The organism is Streptomyces sp. NBC_01428, from assembly GCF_036231965.1.
In the GTDB taxonomy this organism is placed as follows: Bacteria; Actinomycetota; Actinomycetes; order Streptomycetales; family Streptomycetaceae; genus Streptomyces.
In genome coordinates this window covers 3,468,080-3,485,706 of the sequence record NZ_CP109499.1, presented here as the reverse complement: position 1 = coordinate 3,485,706, position 17,627 = coordinate 3,468,080, and the positions used below count along the sequence as shown (strand labels likewise).

The following is a 17,627-nucleotide window of genomic DNA, read 5'->3' as shown; positions in this document are numbered from 1 at the left end:
ACCGTGAGCGAGGCACTTGTCGCCTCCTCGGCCCCCGTGACGGATCCGTCCGTCACGGGGGCCTCGGGGGCCCGTCAGTTCTGGCGGCGACTGCTCGCGCAGCGCGCCGCCCTCGTCGCGGCGGCCGTCGTCGCCCTCCTCGTCCTGGTCGCGATCGCCGCACCGCTGCTCACCGCGATCGAGGGCCAGGACCCCACCACCTACCACCCCTCGCTGGTCGACTCCGCACGCGGCGGGGTCCCCGTGGGGTCGTTCGGCGGCCTGAGCGCCGACCACTGGCTCGGCGTCGAACCGCAGACCGGCCGCGACCTCTTCGCCCGTCTCGTCTACGGGGCGCGGGTCTCCCTCGGGGTCGCGCTCGGAGCGACCGTCGTGCAGGTCCTCATCGGGGTCGTGGTCGGCGTCGCCGCCGCGCTCGGCACGCGCTGGGTCGACCAGCTGCTGAGCCGCTTCACCGAGATCATCCTCGCGATGCCGTTGATGATCATGTCGCTGGCGCTGCTCGCGATCGTGCCCACCAGCTTCCCCCGGCCGCTGCTGGTCGCCCTCGTCATCGGCCTGATCGCCTGGGGCAACGTCGCGAAGATCACGCGCGCCCAGACACTCACCCTCAAGGGGCTCGACTACGTAGCCGCCGCACGGCTCAGCGGCTGGGGCACCTGGCGGATCGCCCGCCGCGAACTGCTGCCCGGACTCGCCGCGCCGATCATCACCTACGCCGCGCTCCTCGTCCCGATGAACATCAGCGTGGAGGCCGCGCTGTCCTTCCTCGGCGTCGGCGTGAAGCCCCCGACACCCTCCTGGGGACAGATGCTCACCGCCGCCGACGTCTGGTACCAGGCCGCCCCGCAGTACCTGCTGCTGCCCGCCGGCGCGCTCTTCGTGACCGTCCTGGCGCTGACCGTCCTCGGCGACGGCATCCGTACGGCCCTCGACCCGCGCGCCGCCTCCCGTCTGAGCATCGGCACCGGCCGCAGGCGTGAGGCAAGGGCCGACGCGGACACCGCGGACGTGAGCGCCGGAGCGGACGCGAACGCCGGGGCGGACGCCACCGGCCGGAAGGAGGAACGGGCATGAGCGGCTTCGGCGGATTCCTCCTGCGTCGCCTCGTCGGCACCCTGATCACCCTGCTCGCCATCTCGGTGATCGTCTACGTCGTCTTCTTCGTCACACCCGGCAATGTCGCCCAGATCACCTGCGGCCCCCGCTGCTCCCCGGAGCAAGTGCACCAGGTGGCCCAGCAGTTGAGGCTCGACGACCCCCTCTACGTGCGCTACTGGCACTTCCTCCAGGGCATCCTCGTCGGCCAGGACTACTCCACGGGCACGTCGGTGGAGCACTGCTCGGCGCCCTGCCTCGGCATGTCGTACCAGGGCGGCCAGCAGGTGACCCGGCTGATCTTCGCGAAGCTGCCGGTCAGCCTGTCCCTCGTGTTCGGCGCGATGATCCTCTGGCTGATCCTCGGCGTCGGCACCGGCGTCCTGTCCGCATGGCGGCGCGGCCGGATCAGCGAGCGCGTGCTGACAGGCGTGACGCTCGCAGGCGTGGCCACCCCCGTCTTCGTCATCGGGCTCGTCCTGATGATCATCGTGTGCGGGCAACTACGGCTCCTGCCCTTCCCGCAGTACGTCAGCCTCACCGACGACCCCGAACAGTGGGCCTGGAACCTGCTCCTGCCCTGGCTCTCCCTCGCCCTCATCGAGGCCGCCACGTTCGCCCGGCTCACCCGGGCGTCGATGCTGGAGACGCTCGCCGAGGACCACATCCGCACCTTCCGCGCGTACGGCGTCGGCGAGCGGTCGATCATCGGACGGCACGCGCTGCGCGGGGCGTTCGCGCCGATCATCGCGCTCAACGCGAACAACGTCGGCGGTGCCATCGGCGGCGCGGTCCTCACCGAGACGCTCTTCGGACTGCCCGGCATCGGCCAGGAACTGGTCCACGCCGTGAACGTCGTCGACCTCCCCGTGGTCGTCGGCATGGTCCTGGTCATCGGCTTCTTCGTGGTCATCGCCAACGCCGTCGCGGACGTGCTGTACGCGGTGGCCGACCGACGGGTGGTGCTCGCATGAGCGACTCTTCCACGACAGCGTCCGCGACGGCTTCCGTCGCCCCGCCGGACGCCGCGGCCTCCGCGAACAGGGGCGGTGGCGTCGCGGCCCCGCTCGTCGAAGTGGACGGTCTGTCCGTCGACTTCGGTGGCCTGCGGGCCGTCGACGGGCTCTCCTTCCGCCTGCGGAAGGGGGCAGCCCTCGGGCTGGTCGGCGAGTCCGGCTCCGGCAAGTCGACCGTGGCCTCGGCCCTGCTGGCGCTGCACCGCGGCACCGGAGCGCACGTCACCGGCACGGTCCGCGTCGCCGGCGTGGACGTGCAGCGGGCGACCGACGACGAGCTGGGCCGGCTGCGCGGCGGGAAGGCCGCCATGGTCTTCCAGGACCCGCTGTCGTCCCTGGACCCGTACTACGCGATCGGCGACCAGATCGCCGAGGTGTACCGGGTGCACACGAAGGCCTCGCGCCGCGCCGCACGCGCGCGTGCCGTCGACGTGCTGGACCGGGTCGGCATCCCCGACGCCGTACGCCGGTCCCGCTCGCGCCCGCACGAGTTCAGCGGTGGCATGCGCCAACGCGCCCTCATCGCCATGGCGCTGGCCTGCGAACCCGAGCTGCTGATCGCCGACGAGCCGACGACCGCCCTCGACGTGACCGTCCAGGCGCAGATCCTCGACCTGCTGCACACGCTGCGGCAGGAGACCGGAATGGGCCTGCTGCTGGTCACTCACGACGTCGGCGTCGCCGCCGAGAGCGTCGACGAGATCCTCGTGATGCGTCACGGCCGCGCGGTCGAGCACGGACCGGTCACCGCCGTCCTCGGCGCACCCCGGGAGACGTACACGCGCGAACTCCTCGGCGCGGTGCCGCGCGTGGAGACGCCCCGCGCGACCGGCGGGGGCGGCGCGACCGGAACGGCCGCCGATCCGGCAGGCGATCCCGGTCGTGTGGCGGCGGCCGGTTCCGCCGGTGGGCCCGGTCCCGCGGCGGAGACCGCCCGTACGGGGAGCGCCGGTACGGAGAGCGCCGGCACGGACAGCGGCGGCTCGACGACCGTCCCGTCGAACGACGTGGTCCTCGAAGCGGTCGGACTCCGGCGCGAGTTCGGGCGCGGGAAGCAGCGGTTCGCGGCCGTCGACGACGTGTCGCTGACCGTCCGCAGGGGCGAGACCCTCGGGGTCGTCGGCGAGAGCGGCAGCGGGAAGACCACGCTGGGAAGAATGCTGGTGGGGCTTCTGGAGCCCACGAGCGGGTCGATCCGCTACGAGGGGCGCGAACAGTCCGGCGTGCGCCCCTCCGTGCAGATGGTCTTCCAGGACCCGGTCTCCTCCCTCAACCCCCGGCGCAGTGTGGGCGAGTCCATCGCCGACCCGCTGCGGGCGCGCGGCGAGCGGGACGAGGGACGCATCCGGGGACGCGTACGGGAACTGCTGGAGCGTGTGGGGCTCGAAGCGGCGCACTACGACCGCTACCCGCACGAGTTCAGCGGCGGACAGCGCCAGCGCGTGGGCATCGCCCGGGCCCTGGCCGCCGAGCCGCGCGCCATCGTGTGCGACGAGCCGGTCTCCGCGCTCGACGTCACCACGCAGGCCCAGGTCGTCGCCCTGCTCGGCGAACTGCAGCGCGAACTCGGGCTCGCGCTGGTGTTCGTGGCGCACGACCTCGCGGTGGTACGCCAGGTCAGCGACCGGGTGGCCGTGATGCGGCGCGGCAGACTCGTCGAGTACGGACCCGCCGACGACGTGTACGAGCGTCCGGCCGACCCGTACACCCGCCAACTGCTGGCCGCCGTCCCGGCACTCGACCCGGAGGTCGCGGCACGCCGACGCGCGGCCCGCAGGGAGCCGGCCGACGGCAAGGAGACCGACGGCAAGGAGCTGACGCCGGCGTGAGCGCGTGAGGCTCGCGGGCGGCAGCCCGGATCGCGAGCGGCGGCCGACCGAACGTCACCGCTTGATCTCTTAGCGCGACAGAACGCCTCCCGTGCGGGAAAGTTACGACCGTTCACCCCTTTTGGTGGCGCGATGGACAACCGTCCGTCGCGCCACCGCCTTGTCCGCATACGTTCGTCCCGCTGCGAGCCGCCGGGTCAACGGCGGCTCCCCATACGGGAGATCGGGGGTGTGCTCGTGCGCATCGGACTGCTGACGGAGGGTGGCTATCCGTATGTGAGCGGTGACGCCAGACTCTGGTGCGACCGGCTCGTGCGCGGGCTCGGGCAGCACGAGTTCGACATCTACGCGCTCAGCCGCACCGAGCGTCAGGAGGACGAGGGCTGGATCCAGCTTCCCTCCCAGGTCAGCCGCGTCCGCACCGCGCCGCTGTGGACGGCGGAGGACGACGGCGTGGTCCACGGACGACGCGCACGACGCCGCTTCGCCGAGGCGTACGGGGAACTCGCCGCGGCCGTCTGCGCGGGACCGGAGACCTCCGGCGCGACGGAGCCCTCGGCAGGGGCGGCGGATTCCTCCGGCGTGGAGGCGGACCGTTTCGCCAGCGCGCTGTACGCCCTCGCCGAACTCGCCCGCGACGAGGGCGGGCTGGTCGGTGCCCTCCGTTCGGAAGGAGCGGTCCGCGCCCTGGAGCGCGCCTGTCGCGCGCCCGGCGCGCTGCGGACCGCCCGCGCGGCACGCGTACCCGACCTGCTCGCCGTCGCCGGCCACATCGAACGCGCCCTGCGGCCCCTCTCGCTGGACTGGTACGAGGACGACGCCCTCGGCTCGGTCGACCTGTGTCACGCCGCGGCAGGCGGAGCGGCGGCCCTGCCCGGCCTCCTCACCCGGCACTTCTTCGGAGTCCCGCTGCTCGTCACCGAGTACGGCGTGCAGCTCCGCGCGCACTACCTGTCCTCCGCCACCGTCACGGAGACCCCCGCCGTCCGTGCCCTGCTCGCCGCGTTCCACGGCGCGCTCGCCGCCGAGGTGTACGGCGCGGCCACCCTCATCACGCCCGGGAACGCCCACGCCCGCCGCTGGCAGGAGCGCTGCGGCGCCGACCGCGCCAAGCTGCGCACCGTCTACCCCGGCATGGAGGCCGAGCGCTTCGCCGAGGTCGGGGAGGGCGCCGAGGGCAGCCGGTGCGCGGACCCGGACACGCTGGTGTGGGTCGGCCGCATCGAGCCCGCGAAAGACCTCATCTCCCTGTTGCACTCCTTCGCGGAGGTCCGCAAGGAGGAGCCGAAGACCCGGCTGCGGATCGTCGGCGCCCCCGCCGACGGCCCGGACGGCGCGACCTACCTGGCCCACTGCAAGGCGCTCGCCGCCCAGCTCTTCCCCGACGAGGCCGAGGGCGTGCACGCGGTCGGCGACAACCCCGTGTCCTTCGAGGAGATCGGCGGACCGGAGGTCCCGAGCCTCGCCGAGGCCTACGCCTCCGGCGCCCTGGTCGTCCTCTCCAGCGTCGTCGAGGGCTTCCCGATCAGCCTCGTCGAGGCCATGTTCTGCGGCCGGGCCACCGTCTCCACCGACGTGGGCGCGGTCGTCGAGGTCATCGGCGGTACGGGACTGGTGGTCCCGCCGCGCAACCCGCGGGCGCTCGCCGAGGCGTGCGTGGCGCTGCTGCGCGACCCCGAGCGCCGCGAGCGCCTGGGCGCCGCCGCCCGCGCCCGCGCCCTCGAACTCTTCACCGTCGAGCAGAACATCACGGCATTTCACGGCATTTACCTGGAGATCGTCTCGCACGCTCCGGTGCGCCGCCTGGTCGTGGACAACGCGGGGGAGCCGCTGCCGTTCGGCGTCCCCGCCGAGGCCCACCTTCCGGGCGGCTGGACCGAGGCCCGCCTGATGGCCGCGGGCCGGCCGCGCTGGGGCGACGGGGCACCGGTGCGTGCCACGGCCACCGTTCCGGCGGGGGAGGGCGCATGACCCGCGACACCACTGGCGCCCGCGGCGGCGCGGGCGACCTGACGCAACGCGACCTCGACAGCCGCACGGGAGCACGGGGGGCGGGCGAAGCCGGCAGCGGGAGCGGGAGCGGGGGAGCGGAGGTCGCGGAGGGAGCGGCACGGGCCGGCGGCGGGCGAGCCGAGGCTGCCGACGGTGGGCTGATGCTCTCCGACACTGGCGTGGACAGCCCGAGTTCCGCGACTGCCGACGGTGAGGACGAGCTGCCTGGCAGCGGTCTTCCTGGCAGCGACCTTCCTGGTACGGGCCTTCCCGGCGTCGGTGCGGAGGCCGCCTTCGCGGGGCGCAGGCTCCCCGGCCCCGGCACCAGTACCGAGGGCGCCGACGGAACGCGCAGGAACGCCGGACGCAGGGGAGCCGCGGACCCCGTGAAGGCGCTGATGCACCGGCACCGCGAACTCTGCGAACGGGCCGTCGACCCGCTGGAGATCGCCGCCGGCCTGGAGGCGCACGGCGTGACCGACCGGACCGCCGCCCGCTTCCGTCACCGGGACGTCTTCTCGCTCGCCGAGGAGATGTACGCGCGCGTGGCGCGCGACGGCGAAGCCACGGCGCACGACGCGGAGACCCCGGCGACGCCCGGCACGCGCACCTACTGGACCGTCCTCGCTCTCGTCCCGGGCGCCCTCGGCGCGGGCGTCGTCGCCGGGTTGCGGCTCACACACGGGCAACCGCGCCTCGCCGTCGCCGCGTTCGGCGCCCTCGCCGTCGCGTTCGGCCTGCGCCTCGCGCTGCGTCGCGGCCCGCTGAGCAGCAGCCACGGCACGACGGGCGCCACCCTCGCGTGGACGTGTTGGCTCATCGCGTACGCCCTTCTCGGCGACGGCCTGCTGAGCGCCGGGCTCAACGGCGGGCCGGTCGGAAACTGGCCCCTGGCCACCGCCCCCGTGCTGGCCCTCTCCCTGGCCTGCGCTCCCGCCGCCTGGTGCGCCCACCTGTTCGTCAGCCGCGCTCGCCGCCGGCTCACCACCAGCCGGGGGCTGGAGGAGTTCGCCGCCTCCGTGCAACCCCTGCTCCTCGGCGCGTTCGGCCTGTTCGTGTGCACCCTGTTCGCCCTGCTCGCCCTGTGCGGCGCAGTACTCGACGAGCCGCCCGCCTACGCCGGAGCCGGTGCCCTCGGCGCCCTCCTCCTGCTCGCACGGCTCCTGACGGCGCGCGGTTTCGCCCACGCCCCGGCCCTGGCCCTCGCAGCGGTGGGCACGGTGGAAGCAGCGGCCCTGACCACGGTCTACGCGGCCCGCCTCCCCGGCTGCTCGTTCCTGGCCACCCCCGTCGACGCCCTCGTCGACACCTGGGGACCCGGCGCCGTACCCGCCCTGGTGTGCGCGGCGGGCGCAGGCATCCTGCTCCTCCACGCCTCCCGCACACTGACCCGCGCCTCGGCCCACGCCCGGACCGGCGAGGCCCCATGAACGCCGAGGACGAGACCAGACGAACGGGCCGGACCGAGCCACCGGCTTCCGGCGCCACCGACCCCGGGGTCCGGGCAGCGCCGAGGCACGCTGCCCCGCACGACCCCCGCGCGACACGGCCCCTCGGCCGCCCCACCACGACGCACGGTCCGTCCTCGCACGGTCCTGACTCGTACGGCGCTCCCTCGCACGGTCCTGACTCGTACGGCGCGTCCTCGCGCGGTCCGTCCTCGTACGGCGCGTCCTGTTCCGGCCCATGGCCTCCGCCGCCATGAGCCCCCTCCGGTACCCGGGACCACACCCGGGGCCGGGCCCCCTTCTCCCGCGGGGCCGACACCGCGGGCCCTCTCCCCGACCTACGCATCACCTCGAAGGAGACAGTCAGATGATCACCTCCCGAACCGGAGAATCCGCCCCGGGAGCCGCCCGATGAGGGTCCTGCTGATCGGAGCCAACGGCTACCTCGGCCGTTTCGTCGCCGACAGACTGCTGGCCGACCCGGCCGTGCAGCTGACCGCGCTCGGCCGGGGCGACGACGCCGACGTACGCTTCGACCTCGCCTCGGGCAGCCCCGGCGCGCTCACCCGCTTCCTGGACGCGGTGCACCCCGGAGTCGTCATCAACTGCGCGGGCACCACACGCGGCGGCGCCCGCGACCTCACCCGGCACAACACCGTCGCCGTCGCCACCGTCTGCGAGGCACTGCGGCGCAGCGGTTGCGGTGCCCGGCTCGTGCAACTCGGCTGCGGAGCCGAGTACGGGCCCAGCCAGCCCGGCTCGTCCACCGCCGAGGACGCCGTGCCGCGACCGGGCGGACCGTACGGCGTGAGCAAGCTCGCGGCCACCGAACTCGTCCTCGGCTCCGGCCTGGACGCCGTCGTCCTCCGCGTCTTCTCGCCCGCCGGACCCGGAACACCCGCCGGATCCCCGCTCGGCCGGCTCGCCGAGGCCCTGCGCCGCGCCATGCAGTCCGGCGACGGCGAACTGAAGCTGGGCGGCCTGGCCGTCCAACGCGACTTCATCGACGTCCGTGATGTCGCCCGCGCCGTGCACGCCGCCTCCCTCTCCGCCGCGCAGGGCGTGATCAACATCGGCTCGGGACGTGCCGTCCGGCTCCGCGACGCCGCTTCCGTCCTCGCCCGCGTGGCCGGCTACGGCGGCGCCCTGCACGAACTCGACGGCCCGCCCGGGCCGCCCGGCCCCGCGCTGCGGGCCACCATCGGTCACCCCCGCCCGGAACCCGACCACGTGGCCCCCGTCGCGTACCCCTACCCGGACGGTTGCGGCGGCTGGCAGCAGGCCGACGTGCGCACCGCCCGCGACCGGCTCGGCTGGCGGCCCAGGATCAACCTCGAAGAGTCCCTCGCCGACATCTGGATGGAGGCGGCATGCCGCATCTGACCAGCACCGCCACCGGCACGGCGGGCACCGACCGGTCCGGGGTCGGCTTCGGCGTCCCCGGCTATGCGCACCCCCTCGTCGCTCCCGTCGAATGGGACGGCCTCACCCGCCCCGGCACCCCCCTGCACTGGGTCGTCCTGAACGTGGACAACGGCCCCGGCGACCGCCCCGACCCGCGGTGCCTGGAAGCCTCCGGACGGCTGCGCAACGCCGGCGTCCGGGTGCTCGGCCACCTGGACACCGCCTACGGGGCCCGCCCGTTCGGCGAGGTGCTGGCCGACGCGCGCCGCTACCTCGACTGGTACCAGGCCGACGGGTTCCTGCTCGACCGCTGCCCCGCCGAGCGCTCCGCGCTGCCGGAGATCCGCCGCACCATCGGGTCGCTGCGCGCGCTCCGCGACGGCGCGCACATCGTGCTGGGCCACGGCACCCACCCGTATCCGGGCTACGCGGAGAACGCCGACCAACTGGTCACCTTCTCCGGGCCCTGGAGCGAGTACCGCTGGTCGCAGGTCGCCGAGTGGACCGCCGACTATCCGCCCGAGCGCTTCTGCCACTTCGTGCACGGTGTGCCGCGCGGTCATCTGGACGAGGCGCTGCGCGTCGCGCGCTGGCAGGGAGCCTCCACGATCTACTTCACCGACCGCACCGACCACGGGGGGAGGGTCGACCCCTGGGAGACGATGCCCGGCTACTGGGACGAAATCGTCTCGCGGATCGGAACGGGTGTCTCGGAATGAAGAAGGGCGTGGCAGTGTTACGGGGAGAACAATTGTAGTGATTGACCGACCAACGGAGTCCCCGTGTCGCTGCCACCCCTGGTCGAGCCAGCCTCTGAGCTCACCGTAGACGAGGTCCGCAGGTACTCCCGCCACCTGATCATCCCCGATGTGGGCATGGACGGGCAGAAGCGGCTGAAGAACGCCAAGGTGCTCTGTGTGGGCGCCGGCGGCCTCGGATCGCCGGCGCTGATGTACCTGGCCGCCGCGGGCGTCGGCACGCTCGGCATCGTGGAGTTCGACGAGGTCGACGAGTCGAACCTGCAGCGCCAGATCATCCACAGCCAGGCGGACATCGGCCGGTCGAAGGCCGCCTCCGCCCGCGATTCCGTACTGGGCATCAACCCGTACGTGAACGTGATCCTTCACGAAGAGCGGCTCGAGGCCGAGAACGTGATGGACATCTTCAGCCAGTACGACCTGATCGTCGACGGCACGGACAACTTCGCGACCCGCTACCTGGTCAACGACGCGTGCGTGCTGCTCAACAAGCCGTACGTGTGGGGCTCGATCTACCGCTTCGACGGCCAGGCCTCGGTCTTCTGGTCCGAGCACGGCCCCTGCTACCGCTGCCTCTACCCGGAGCCCCCGCCGCCGGGCATGGTCCCCTCCTGCGCCGAGGGCGGTGTCCTGGGCGTGCTCTGCGCGTCCATCGGCTCCATCCAGGTCACCGAGGCGATCAAGGTCCTGACCGGCATCGGCGACCCGCTCGTCGGCCGTCTGATGATCTACGACGCCCTGGAGATGCAGTACCGCCAGGTCAAGGTCCGCAAGGACCCGAACTGCGCGGTCTGCGGCGAGAACCCGACCGTCACGGAACTCATCGACTACGAGGCCTTCTGCGGCGTCGTGTCCGAGGAGGCCCAGGAGGCGGCCGCCGGCTCGACGATCACTCCCAAGCAGCTCAAGGAGTGGATCGACGACGGCGAGAACATCGAGATCATCGATGTCCGCGAGGTCAACGAGTACGAGATCGTCTCGATCCCCGGCGCCAAGCTGATCCCGAAGAACGAGTTCCTCATGGGCACCGCCCTGGAGACCCTGCCGCAGGACAAGAAGATCGTCCTGCACTGCAAGACGGGTGTCCGCAGCGCGGAGGTCCTCGCCGTCCTGAAGTCCGCGGGCTTCTCGGACGCGGTGCACGTCGGCGGCGGTGTGATCGGCTGGGTCAACCAGATCGAGCCCGACAAGCCGGTGTACTGACCGGAGGCACGCCCCGCTCTTTGGATGGCGGGGGTTCCGCGGACCGGGTGTCCGCGGAACCCCCGCCGTCGTCATGAACAGACCTTGCCGTCCTTCGGCACCGCCCCGTCCAGCAGATAGCTGTTCACGGTTGAGTCGACACAGTCGCTCCCACTGCCGTAGGCGCCGTGGCCCTCGCCCTTCCAGGTCAGCTCCACCCCGACATCCTTGCCGAGCTCGTCCGCCATTCTGCGGGCGCCCTCGTAGGGAGTCGCCGGGTCCCCGGTGTTGCCGACGACCAGGACCGGAGCGGCGCCCGGCGCGCTCACCTCGGGGGTGTCGTACTGCCCGGCCACAGGCCAGTCGTGGCACCAGCCCGCCGTGTCCCAGCCCATGAAGCCGCCGAACACGGGGGAGATCTTCTCGAACTCGGCCAGCCGCTTCTTCGTCTCCTCCGGAGTCGGCCGCTGCCTGTCGTCCAAGCACGATATGACCCGTTGTGAATGCGTCGTCGTGCCGTAGTGCCCTGAGGCGTCGCGTTCGTTGTATCCGTCGGCGAGGTGCAGCAGGGCCGAACCGTCCCCGCCCTCGGCGTCCTTCAGCGCTTCGGTGAGTGTCGGCCAGCCCTGCTTGCTGTAGAGGGGGAGCACGATGCCGGTGAGGGCCAGTGTCTGGCTGAGCTTGCGCCCGCTGGAGGTGGGCAGCGGCTTCGCGTCGATCCGCTTCAGCAGGTCCGCGATCTTCCGCGACCCCTGCCCGGGGTTCTGCCCGGTGGACTTGAGGTAGTCGTCCAGGGCGCGCTGGAAGCCCAGCGTCTGGTTCTTGGCGTGGCCCACGGTGTCGGCACCGGGGTCGACCACGGCGTCCAGGATCAGGCGTCCCACGTTCTTCGGGAACAAGTGGGCGTACACACCGCCCAGTTCCGTGCCGTACGAGATACCGAAGTAATGCATGCTGCGGTCGCCGAGGACCTGGCGCATCAGATCCATGTCCTTGGCCGTGTCCGTCGTCGACACGTGGGACAGCAGCTTCCCGGCCGCCTTGGCGCAGCCCTTGCCGAAGTCGTCGGCGTCCTGGAAGTAGGCCGCTTCCTCCGCCGCGTCGTCCGGCGTGGCGTCGACGGACTCGGAGGCCTGGATGGCCTTGTCCGTGCGGCACCGCACACCCTCGCTCGCGGCCACTCCGCGCGGGTCCCAGCTCACCAGGTCGTACCGCTCGTGGAGGGGGCCGACGGCGCTTCCGTACGACGGCATGGTGGAGACGCCCGAGCCGCCGGGGCCGCCGAAGTTGAACAACAGCGAGCCGATGCGCTTGCTCTGGCCGCCGGTCGCCTTCGAGCGGATGAGGGCGAGACCGATCGTCCCGCCGTCCGGCTTCGCGTAGTCGAGGGGTGCCTTGAGCGTGGCGCACTGCCAGCCGCTCCCTGGCGCGGGCGCGTCCGAAGTGGCCTTGCAGCGGCCCCAGTCGAGCTTCTGCGCGGTCAGGGAGGCGGGCAACCCCGGCGACCCCGTGGAGGGCGGCGCCGCGGCCGACGGCCCGTCGCTGTTCTTCCCCTCGTCCTTGCCGTCACCGGACGATCCCCCGCCGCAGCCGGCCACCAGCAACGCGGCGGCGGCAGCGGCCGTCCACCGAGCGAAACGTGTCATGAGCGTCCCCCCTTGCCCGTGCTCCGCCCGAATGCGCGGATCACATGCAGGCAATAGTAGGCGCCGGCCGCCGACCGCGCCGAGACCTGTGGATAACGCTCTGACCTGCGACTTTCTAGGAGCAGACGGTTCCGGCCGAGGGCACGGTGCCCTGCAGCAGATAGCCGTTCACCGCGCCTTGCACGCACTTGTTCTTGCTGTCGTACGCCCCGTGTCCCTGGCCCTTGTACGTGAGCTCGACGCCCACACCCCTGCCGAGCGCGTCCGCCATCTTCCGCGCCCCCTCGTACGGGGTTGCCGGGTCACCGGTGTTGCCGACCACGAGGATCGGGGCCGCGCCGGGAGCGCTGACGTCCGGGTGGTCCGCGGCGCCCGGTACCGCCCAGTCGGTGCAGCTGACCATGCCCCAGGCCAGGTAGTCGCCGAACAACGGGGAGGCGGACCGGAACTCCGGGAGCTTCGACCGCACGAAGTCCGCGCTGTAACGCGGCTTGTCGTCGGCGCAGTTGATGGAGATGTTCGCCGCCGTGATGTTGCTGTACGTGCCGTTCTCGTTGCGCCCGTTCATCGAGTCGGACAGCAGCATCAGCACCTTGCCGTCGCCCTCGTACGCCTGCTGGAGCCCCTCGGTCAGGTACTCCCAGAAGTCCTTCGAGTAGAGCGACTGTGCGATGCCGTTGGTCGCGGCGGTCTGCGTCAGTTCGCGCGGGAAGATTCCGGGGATCGGCTTGGTCTCGAGGTCCTTCAGCAGTTTGGCGATCCGGTCCTTGACGTCCTGGGCGGTGTCGCCGATGGGACAGTCCTCGACCTTCGAGGTGCAGTCGTCGGCGAAGTTGTCGAGCGCGAGCTGGAAGCCCTTGGCCTGGCCGAGCGAGCTCTGCTCCGGGTTCTGTGTCGGGTCGACGACCCCGTCGAACACGGCGCGTCCCACGTTCTTGGGGAACAAGTGGGCGTACACCCCGCCCAGTTCGGTGCCGTACGAGATGCCGAAGTAGTGCAGCTTGTCGTCGCCGAGCACCTGACGCATCAGGTCCATGTCGCGCGCGGCGTCGGTGGTGCGCACGTGAGGGAGGACCTTGCCGGAGTTCTTCTCGCACGCCGCGTTGAACGTCCTGGTGTTCCCCAGGAGGTCCTGCGTCTCGGCGGCGTCGTCCGGGGTCGCGTCCTGCTGGAAGTACTTGTCGAGCTGCTGGTCGTCCTCGCACTCCACACCGGCGCTGCGGCCGACACCGCGCGGGTCGAAGCTGACCAGGTCGTAGCGGGTGCGCAGCGCGGCGTAGTCCTTGCCGAACGCGGGCAGGGTGGTGACTCCCGAGCCGCCGGGGCCGCCGAAGTTGAAGATGAGCGAGCCGATGCGCTTGCTCGCGTCGCCGCTCGTCCTGGCCCGGATCAGCGCGAGCCCGATCGTGTCGCCCTTGGGGTCCGCCCAGTCGAGGGGCGCCTTCAAGGTGGCGCACTGCCACTCCGTACCGCCCGGCAGGGGCGAAGGGGCGCTGCCGCCACCCTCGGAATCGGACGGCGCCGGGCACTCCTTCCAGCTGAGCTTCTGTGCCGTCAGATCCTCGTTCTTGGAGTCGCTGCTGCAGCCGGTCGACCAAGCGGCCAGCAGAACGGCGGTGACGGTCAGGGCAGCGGCGCGCAGTTGGGACGGGTTCGGCATGCTCCCATCCTGAGGGCGCGTGCGGCGGCGCGCTCGGGGCGCGAGCCGTGTGGGTGAGCGTGCGCCACGAGGCCCTGACGAGGGAGCTCCGGCCGGTGTCCTAGAGCGCGCCCTTGCGCGTCAGGTGGTTGAAGAACAGCCAGCCGGGCAGCACCGGGATCCACAGCGTGAGCAGCCGGTACAGGAGCACCGCGGGGGCCGCGACCTCCTTGGGGAGGCCGACGGCGATCAGACCGACCGTCAGGGTCGCCTCGACCGCGCCGACGCCGCCGGGGGTCGGTGCCGCGGAACCCAGCGCGTTGCCGGCGAGGAAGACGACGGCGACGCTGGCGAGGCTGAGCGTGGTCGGCTCCTCGTGACCGAAGGCGCGGATCGACGCGTCCAGGCACATCACGAAGCAGGCCGTCAGCAGCAGCATGCCGCCGATGCCGGTGACGAGTTTCTGCGGACGCTGGAGCACGTCGAGCATGCGCGGGACGACACCCGCGAAGAGCGACCGCACGCGCGTGGAGACGAACTTGCGGAGGAACGGGACCGACGTCACCACGAGGACGAGCACGGCGACCGTCAGCAGACCCGCGATGACCGTGCGGGACGGCGACAGGGACGGCGTCTTCTCCGTGCCGGTCAGATAGCCGAAGGACAGCAGCATCAGGATGTGGCAGCCGAGCCCGAACAGCTGTGAGGCGCCGACGCTCGCGACGGCGAGCCCGGGCCGGACGCCGGCACGCTGCAGGAAGCGTGTGTTCAGGGCCACACCGCCGACCGCCGCGGGGGCGACGATCTTGACGAACGAGCCGGCGACCTGAGCCGCCACGGTCCGCATGAAGGGCACGCGCTCGGGTACGAAGCCGAGCAGGCTCATCGCCGCCGCGAAGTAGCTCAGTGCGGAGAACAGCACGGCCGCCGCGACCCAGCCCCACTCGGCGTTGTCGAAGAGCGTCCCGAACTCGATGTGGGTGAGCTGGGTCAGGAGGAAGTACGCGCCGATGGCCCCGGCGATGAAACTGATCAAAGTGCGCGGCCGGACCCGCTCCAGGCGGGCGGGTTCGACGGGTGCCTGCGGTCTGATCAGCAGCACCTGGTGGCGGATCTGGCTGAGCAGGTCCTCCTCGCGCGCCTCGTCCAGCGCTTCGTCCAGGGCCCGCTTCTCGGCGCGCTGTTCCGCACGGACGGCCTTCTTGGCGTTCTTCTCCGAGACGGGTGCCGCCGCCTCCGCCGCCTCCGCCGTTTCCTCGGCGCGGGCGAGCTTGGCCTGCCGGGAGGCCTCCAGGACCGCGTCCCGCTCGCGCTGCGAGCGTTCCCTGGCCAGTTTCCGCAGGGTCGCGCGCGTGCTGCGGGTCAGCGCGATCGGCTGGAGCATCGGCAGGCAGTCCGCGACCGCGTCCGGGCCGAGTACGCCGACCGCCGACGCGACCGCGCGCTCGGCGCCCACGCGCAGTCCCACGGTGGTCACCAGCTGGGCGACGTCCATCCGCAGCAGGAGGTCGCCGGCCGCGATCTCACCGCCGCGCAGGTCGGTGAGGATCACCTTGCCGGAACGATCCACCAGAATCGCGTCGCCGGCGAGCCTGCGGTGCGCGATGCGGCGGGACTGAAGCGCCTGCACCTGGTGCCAGGTGTCGCGCAGCAGATCGTCCGTGACCTGCTCGTCGGGCAGGGAGTCGAGGGTGCGGCCACCGGTGTGCTCGTAGACGAGCATCACGGCGTCGGGGCCCAGTTCGGAGGTGGCGATCAGCTTGGGCGCGTTGGCCCCCGCGGCGATGGCCGCGTACGCGAGGAGAGCCTCCTGTTCCAGCGCCTGGCGCAGTGACTGGAGGCTGCGGCGCGTGGTGATGCCGCGCAGCGTCAGCCGGCGCCAGGCGCGGTAGAAGAAGGCCTGCGCCTGCTGCTCACGGTCGACGACCGTGACGTCCAGGGGCGGGCCGTCCTCCAGGGCGACGAAGTACCGCCGGCCACGGTCGCCGTTCTCGGTGGTCTCCGGCGTCTCCTCACGGGCCGCGCTGACCGGGTGGAATCCGACGTGCCGCAGGCCCGCCATGAGGGTCCGTCCGGTGGGCCGCACGTTCGGAGAGCCGACCGCGTACAGCGTTCCGTAGGCGACCGTCCAGCCGATGAGGACCGTCAGGATGATCGAGAACGGCGTCGTGTAGCCGGTCACCAGCATGGAGAAGGCGTCGAGCAGGAGCACCACCCAGAGCACCGCGCGCCATCGTGGTCGGCGGGACATCCCGACGGCCGTCATATAGGCGATGACCGGCGCGAGATAGCCGTGGACCGGGTCGGTGAGGGCGTGGATGTCACCGGGAGAGGGCTGGGTGAGCGCCTCCTGGATGGAACCCGGAGAGCCCTTCGCGACCCAGAGGTCCGTGGCGAGGGTCACCCCGTGGGCGAGGACCGCGGCGAGCACGCCGTCGGCGATGCGCAGTCCGTCCCGCTTGATCAGCCGTTCGATCGCGAACGCGACGGGCACCAGCAGGATCGCGATGCTCGACGCGAGCCCCGCGATCTTGATCAGCAGGTCGGGTGCCTGTCCGGTGCCCTTGTTGATGTCCTGTTCGAGACCGGACGTGGTGCCGTGGGCGAACGCGGCGATGGCGAGCAGCACCGCGATGGCGAGCACGCCGACAAGGAGGCGCATGAGGTCCGAGGGGCGGTGCACGCGCGCGGGGAGGAGGGGTTCGTCGCCCTCGACCTCGTCCGGGTGGGCCTCGTCGTCGCAGTCCTGCCCGGCCTGGCGCTTCTCCGGTCCCGAGGGGTGCGAAGCGGTGTCCTCGACCTCGGAAGAGACTTCTTGGGCCTCGGCCTCGGCGTCGCCGGCCTCGCTCGTACCGGACCCGGACTCCTCAGTCGAGCCGGCCGTGCCCTTCTCGTCCCGCTTGTTCTTCTCGCCGCCGCCGGTGTCCGGGCGTGACGAGGCATCGGAGGTGCCCTCCGCGTCTTCGGGGTGCACGCCCTGCTGCCTCATGGTCTCTTCTTGATCTCGTATCACCAGTCACCGCCCGCACGATGGTGGCATGCCCGACTGACACACGGGGGCATCAGGGTGCAAATGCGGGGTCGCACAGTCTGCCTCAAGCGTCACCCCGGAGCGAGGCATACGCACAGTCGCCGACGCGTCACATTGTCGGTGGGGTGGTGCAGGATGGGGCGGATGAGCGAGGAGAGTCTTCCGGCGGACGCCCTGCCGGAGTACGCGGAGCGGGTCCTTGAGGTCGCCGAGCTGATCCCGCCCGGGCGCGTCATGACGTACGGCGACATCGCCGAGTGGCTGGAGGAGGGGGGCCCGCGACAGGTGGGCCGGGTGATGGCCCTCTACGGCGGAGCGGTGCCGTGGTGGCGGGTCACCCGCTCCGACGGGACCCTGCTGCCCGGCCATGAACTGGACGCGATGGCCCACTACCGCTCGGAAGGCACGCCCCTGAAGGAGGCGAGCCGGTCCGCCGAGGGTCATCTGCCACGCGTCGACATGAGACGGGCGCGGTGGGACGGCGGCGAGCGGGCGGAAGGTCACACCTGACAGCTTCCGGCATTCACGGGACGGAAGAGGAACCTGAGGCCCGTACGAGGGAACCGAGGCACATCCGTGACATG

General features: G+C 72.0%; 12 protein-coding genes. 9 read left to right on the top strand and 3 right to left on the bottom strand.

Going from position 1 to position 17,627, the window contains the following annotated elements; genetic code table 11:
• Window positions 1-3 precede the first annotated feature (3 nt).
• The 8 genes from OG406_RS14920 (at window position 4) to moeZ (ending at window position 10,748) form a co-directional block, all read left to right on the top strand.
• Window positions 4-1,077 (top strand): ABC transporter permease, encoded by a 1,074-nt coding sequence (locus OG406_RS14920; RefSeq protein ID WP_267048475.1) that lies wholly within the window; start codon window positions 4-6, stop codon window positions 1,075-1,077.
• The gene (locus OG406_RS14915) at window positions 1,074-2,072 is read left to right on the top strand and encodes an ABC transporter permease (protein ID WP_081219284.1); all 999 of its coding nucleotides are present in this window, start codon (window positions 1,074-1,076) and stop codon (window positions 2,070-2,072) included. Before OG406_RS14920 ends, OG406_RS14915 begins: the two co-directional genes overlap by 4 nt.
• Window positions 2,069-3,943, top strand: a complete 1,875-nt coding sequence (locus OG406_RS14910; protein ID WP_329186160.1) for an ABC transporter ATP-binding protein — start codon at window positions 2,069-2,071, stop codon at window positions 3,941-3,943. The genes OG406_RS14915 and OG406_RS14910 overlap by 4 nt, the downstream gene beginning before the upstream one ends.
• A 237-nt stretch (window positions 3,944-4,180) precedes the next feature.
• Entirely contained in the window at window positions 4,181-5,914 is a 1,734-nt protein-coding gene (locus tag OG406_RS14905) for a DUF3492 domain-containing protein (protein ID WP_329190806.1), read from the top strand.
• Window positions 5,911-7,365, top strand: a complete 1,455-nt coding sequence (locus OG406_RS14900; protein WP_329186158.1) for a hypothetical protein — start codon at window positions 5,911-5,913, stop codon at window positions 7,363-7,365. The genes OG406_RS14905 and OG406_RS14900 overlap by 4 nt, the downstream gene beginning before the upstream one ends.
• A gap of 429 nt (window positions 7,366-7,794) precedes the next feature.
• Window positions 7,795-8,766 (top strand): NAD-dependent epimerase/dehydratase family protein, encoded by a 972-nt coding sequence (locus OG406_RS14895; RefSeq protein ID WP_081219287.1) that lies wholly within the window; start codon window positions 7,795-7,797, stop codon window positions 8,764-8,766.
• The gene (locus OG406_RS14890) at window positions 8,754-9,506 is read left to right on the top strand and encodes a spherulation-specific family 4 protein (RefSeq protein ID WP_266847021.1); all 753 of its coding nucleotides are present in this window, start codon (window positions 8,754-8,756) and stop codon (window positions 9,504-9,506) included. The genes OG406_RS14895 and OG406_RS14890 overlap by 13 nt, the downstream gene beginning before the upstream one ends.
• A 63-nt stretch (window positions 9,507-9,569) precedes the next feature.
• A complete protein-coding gene (gene moeZ, locus OG406_RS14885) occupies window positions 9,570-10,748 on the top strand; it encodes an adenylyltransferase/sulfurtransferase MoeZ (RefSeq protein ID WP_081219289.1) in 1,179 nt (392 codons plus the stop codon).
• 71 nt (window positions 10,749-10,819) lie between these two features.
• Here moeZ and OG406_RS14880 read toward each other — a convergent pair whose 3' ends face one another.
• The 3 genes from OG406_RS14880 to OG406_RS14870 form a co-directional block, all read right to left on the bottom strand.
• Complete coding sequence (locus tag OG406_RS14880; RefSeq protein WP_267048478.1) at window positions 10,820-12,373, bottom strand: alpha/beta hydrolase; 1,554 nt, start codon at window positions 12,371-12,373, stop codon at window positions 10,820-10,822.
• Window positions 12,374-12,488: 115 nt separating this feature from the next.
• A complete protein-coding gene (locus tag OG406_RS14875) occupies window positions 12,489-14,033 on the bottom strand; it encodes an alpha/beta hydrolase (RefSeq protein WP_329186153.1) in 1,545 nt (514 codons plus the stop codon).
• A gap of 100 nt (window positions 14,034-14,133) precedes the next feature.
• On the bottom strand, window positions 14,134-17,001 hold the full coding sequence (locus OG406_RS14870; protein WP_329186151.1) for a lysylphosphatidylglycerol synthase domain-containing protein: 2,868 nt from the start codon (window positions 16,999-17,001) through the stop codon (window positions 14,134-14,136).
• 186 nt (window positions 17,002-17,187) lie between these two features.
• Between OG406_RS14870 and OG406_RS14865 the strand changes: the two genes are divergently transcribed.
• Window positions 17,188-17,553 (top strand): MGMT family protein, encoded by a 366-nt coding sequence (locus OG406_RS14865; RefSeq protein ID WP_266616355.1) that lies wholly within the window; start codon window positions 17,188-17,190, stop codon window positions 17,551-17,553.
• The last annotated feature ends 74 nt before the right edge of the window (window positions 17,554-17,627 follow it).

What these genes read in the sequence shown, in the direction of transcription:
- OG406_RS14895 (WP_081219287.1), top strand. Translation starts at nt 7,795, where the DNA reads ATGAGGGTCCTGCTGATCGGAGCCAACGGCTACCTCGGCCGTTTCGTC.
- OG406_RS14915 (WP_081219284.1), top strand. Translation starts at nt 1,074, where the DNA reads ATGAGCGGCTTCGGCGGATTCCTCCTGCGTCGCCTCGTCGGCACCCTG.
- OG406_RS14880 (WP_267048478.1), bottom strand. Translation starts at nt 12,373, where the DNA reads ATGACACGTTTCGCTCGGTGGACGGCCGCTGCCGCCGCCGCGTTGCTG.
- OG406_RS14910 (WP_329186160.1), top strand. Translation starts at nt 2,069, where the DNA reads ATGAGCGACTCTTCCACGACAGCGTCCGCGACGGCTTCCGTCGCCCCG.
- OG406_RS14870 (WP_329186151.1), bottom strand. Translation starts at nt 17,001, where the DNA reads ATGAGGCAGCAGGGCGTGCACCCCGAAGACGCGGAGGGCACCTCCGAT.
- OG406_RS14865 (WP_266616355.1), top strand. Translation starts at nt 17,188, where the DNA reads ATGAGCGAGGAGAGTCTTCCGGCGGACGCCCTGCCGGAGTACGCGGAG.
- OG406_RS14900 (WP_329186158.1), top strand. Translation starts at nt 5,911, where the DNA reads ATGACCCGCGACACCACTGGCGCCCGCGGCGGCGCGGGCGACCTGACG.
- OG406_RS14890 (WP_266847021.1), top strand. Translation starts at nt 8,754, where the DNA reads ATGCCGCATCTGACCAGCACCGCCACCGGCACGGCGGGCACCGACCGG.
- OG406_RS14875 (WP_329186153.1), bottom strand. Translation starts at nt 14,033, where the DNA reads ATGCCGAACCCGTCCCAACTGCGCGCCGCTGCCCTGACCGTCACCGCC.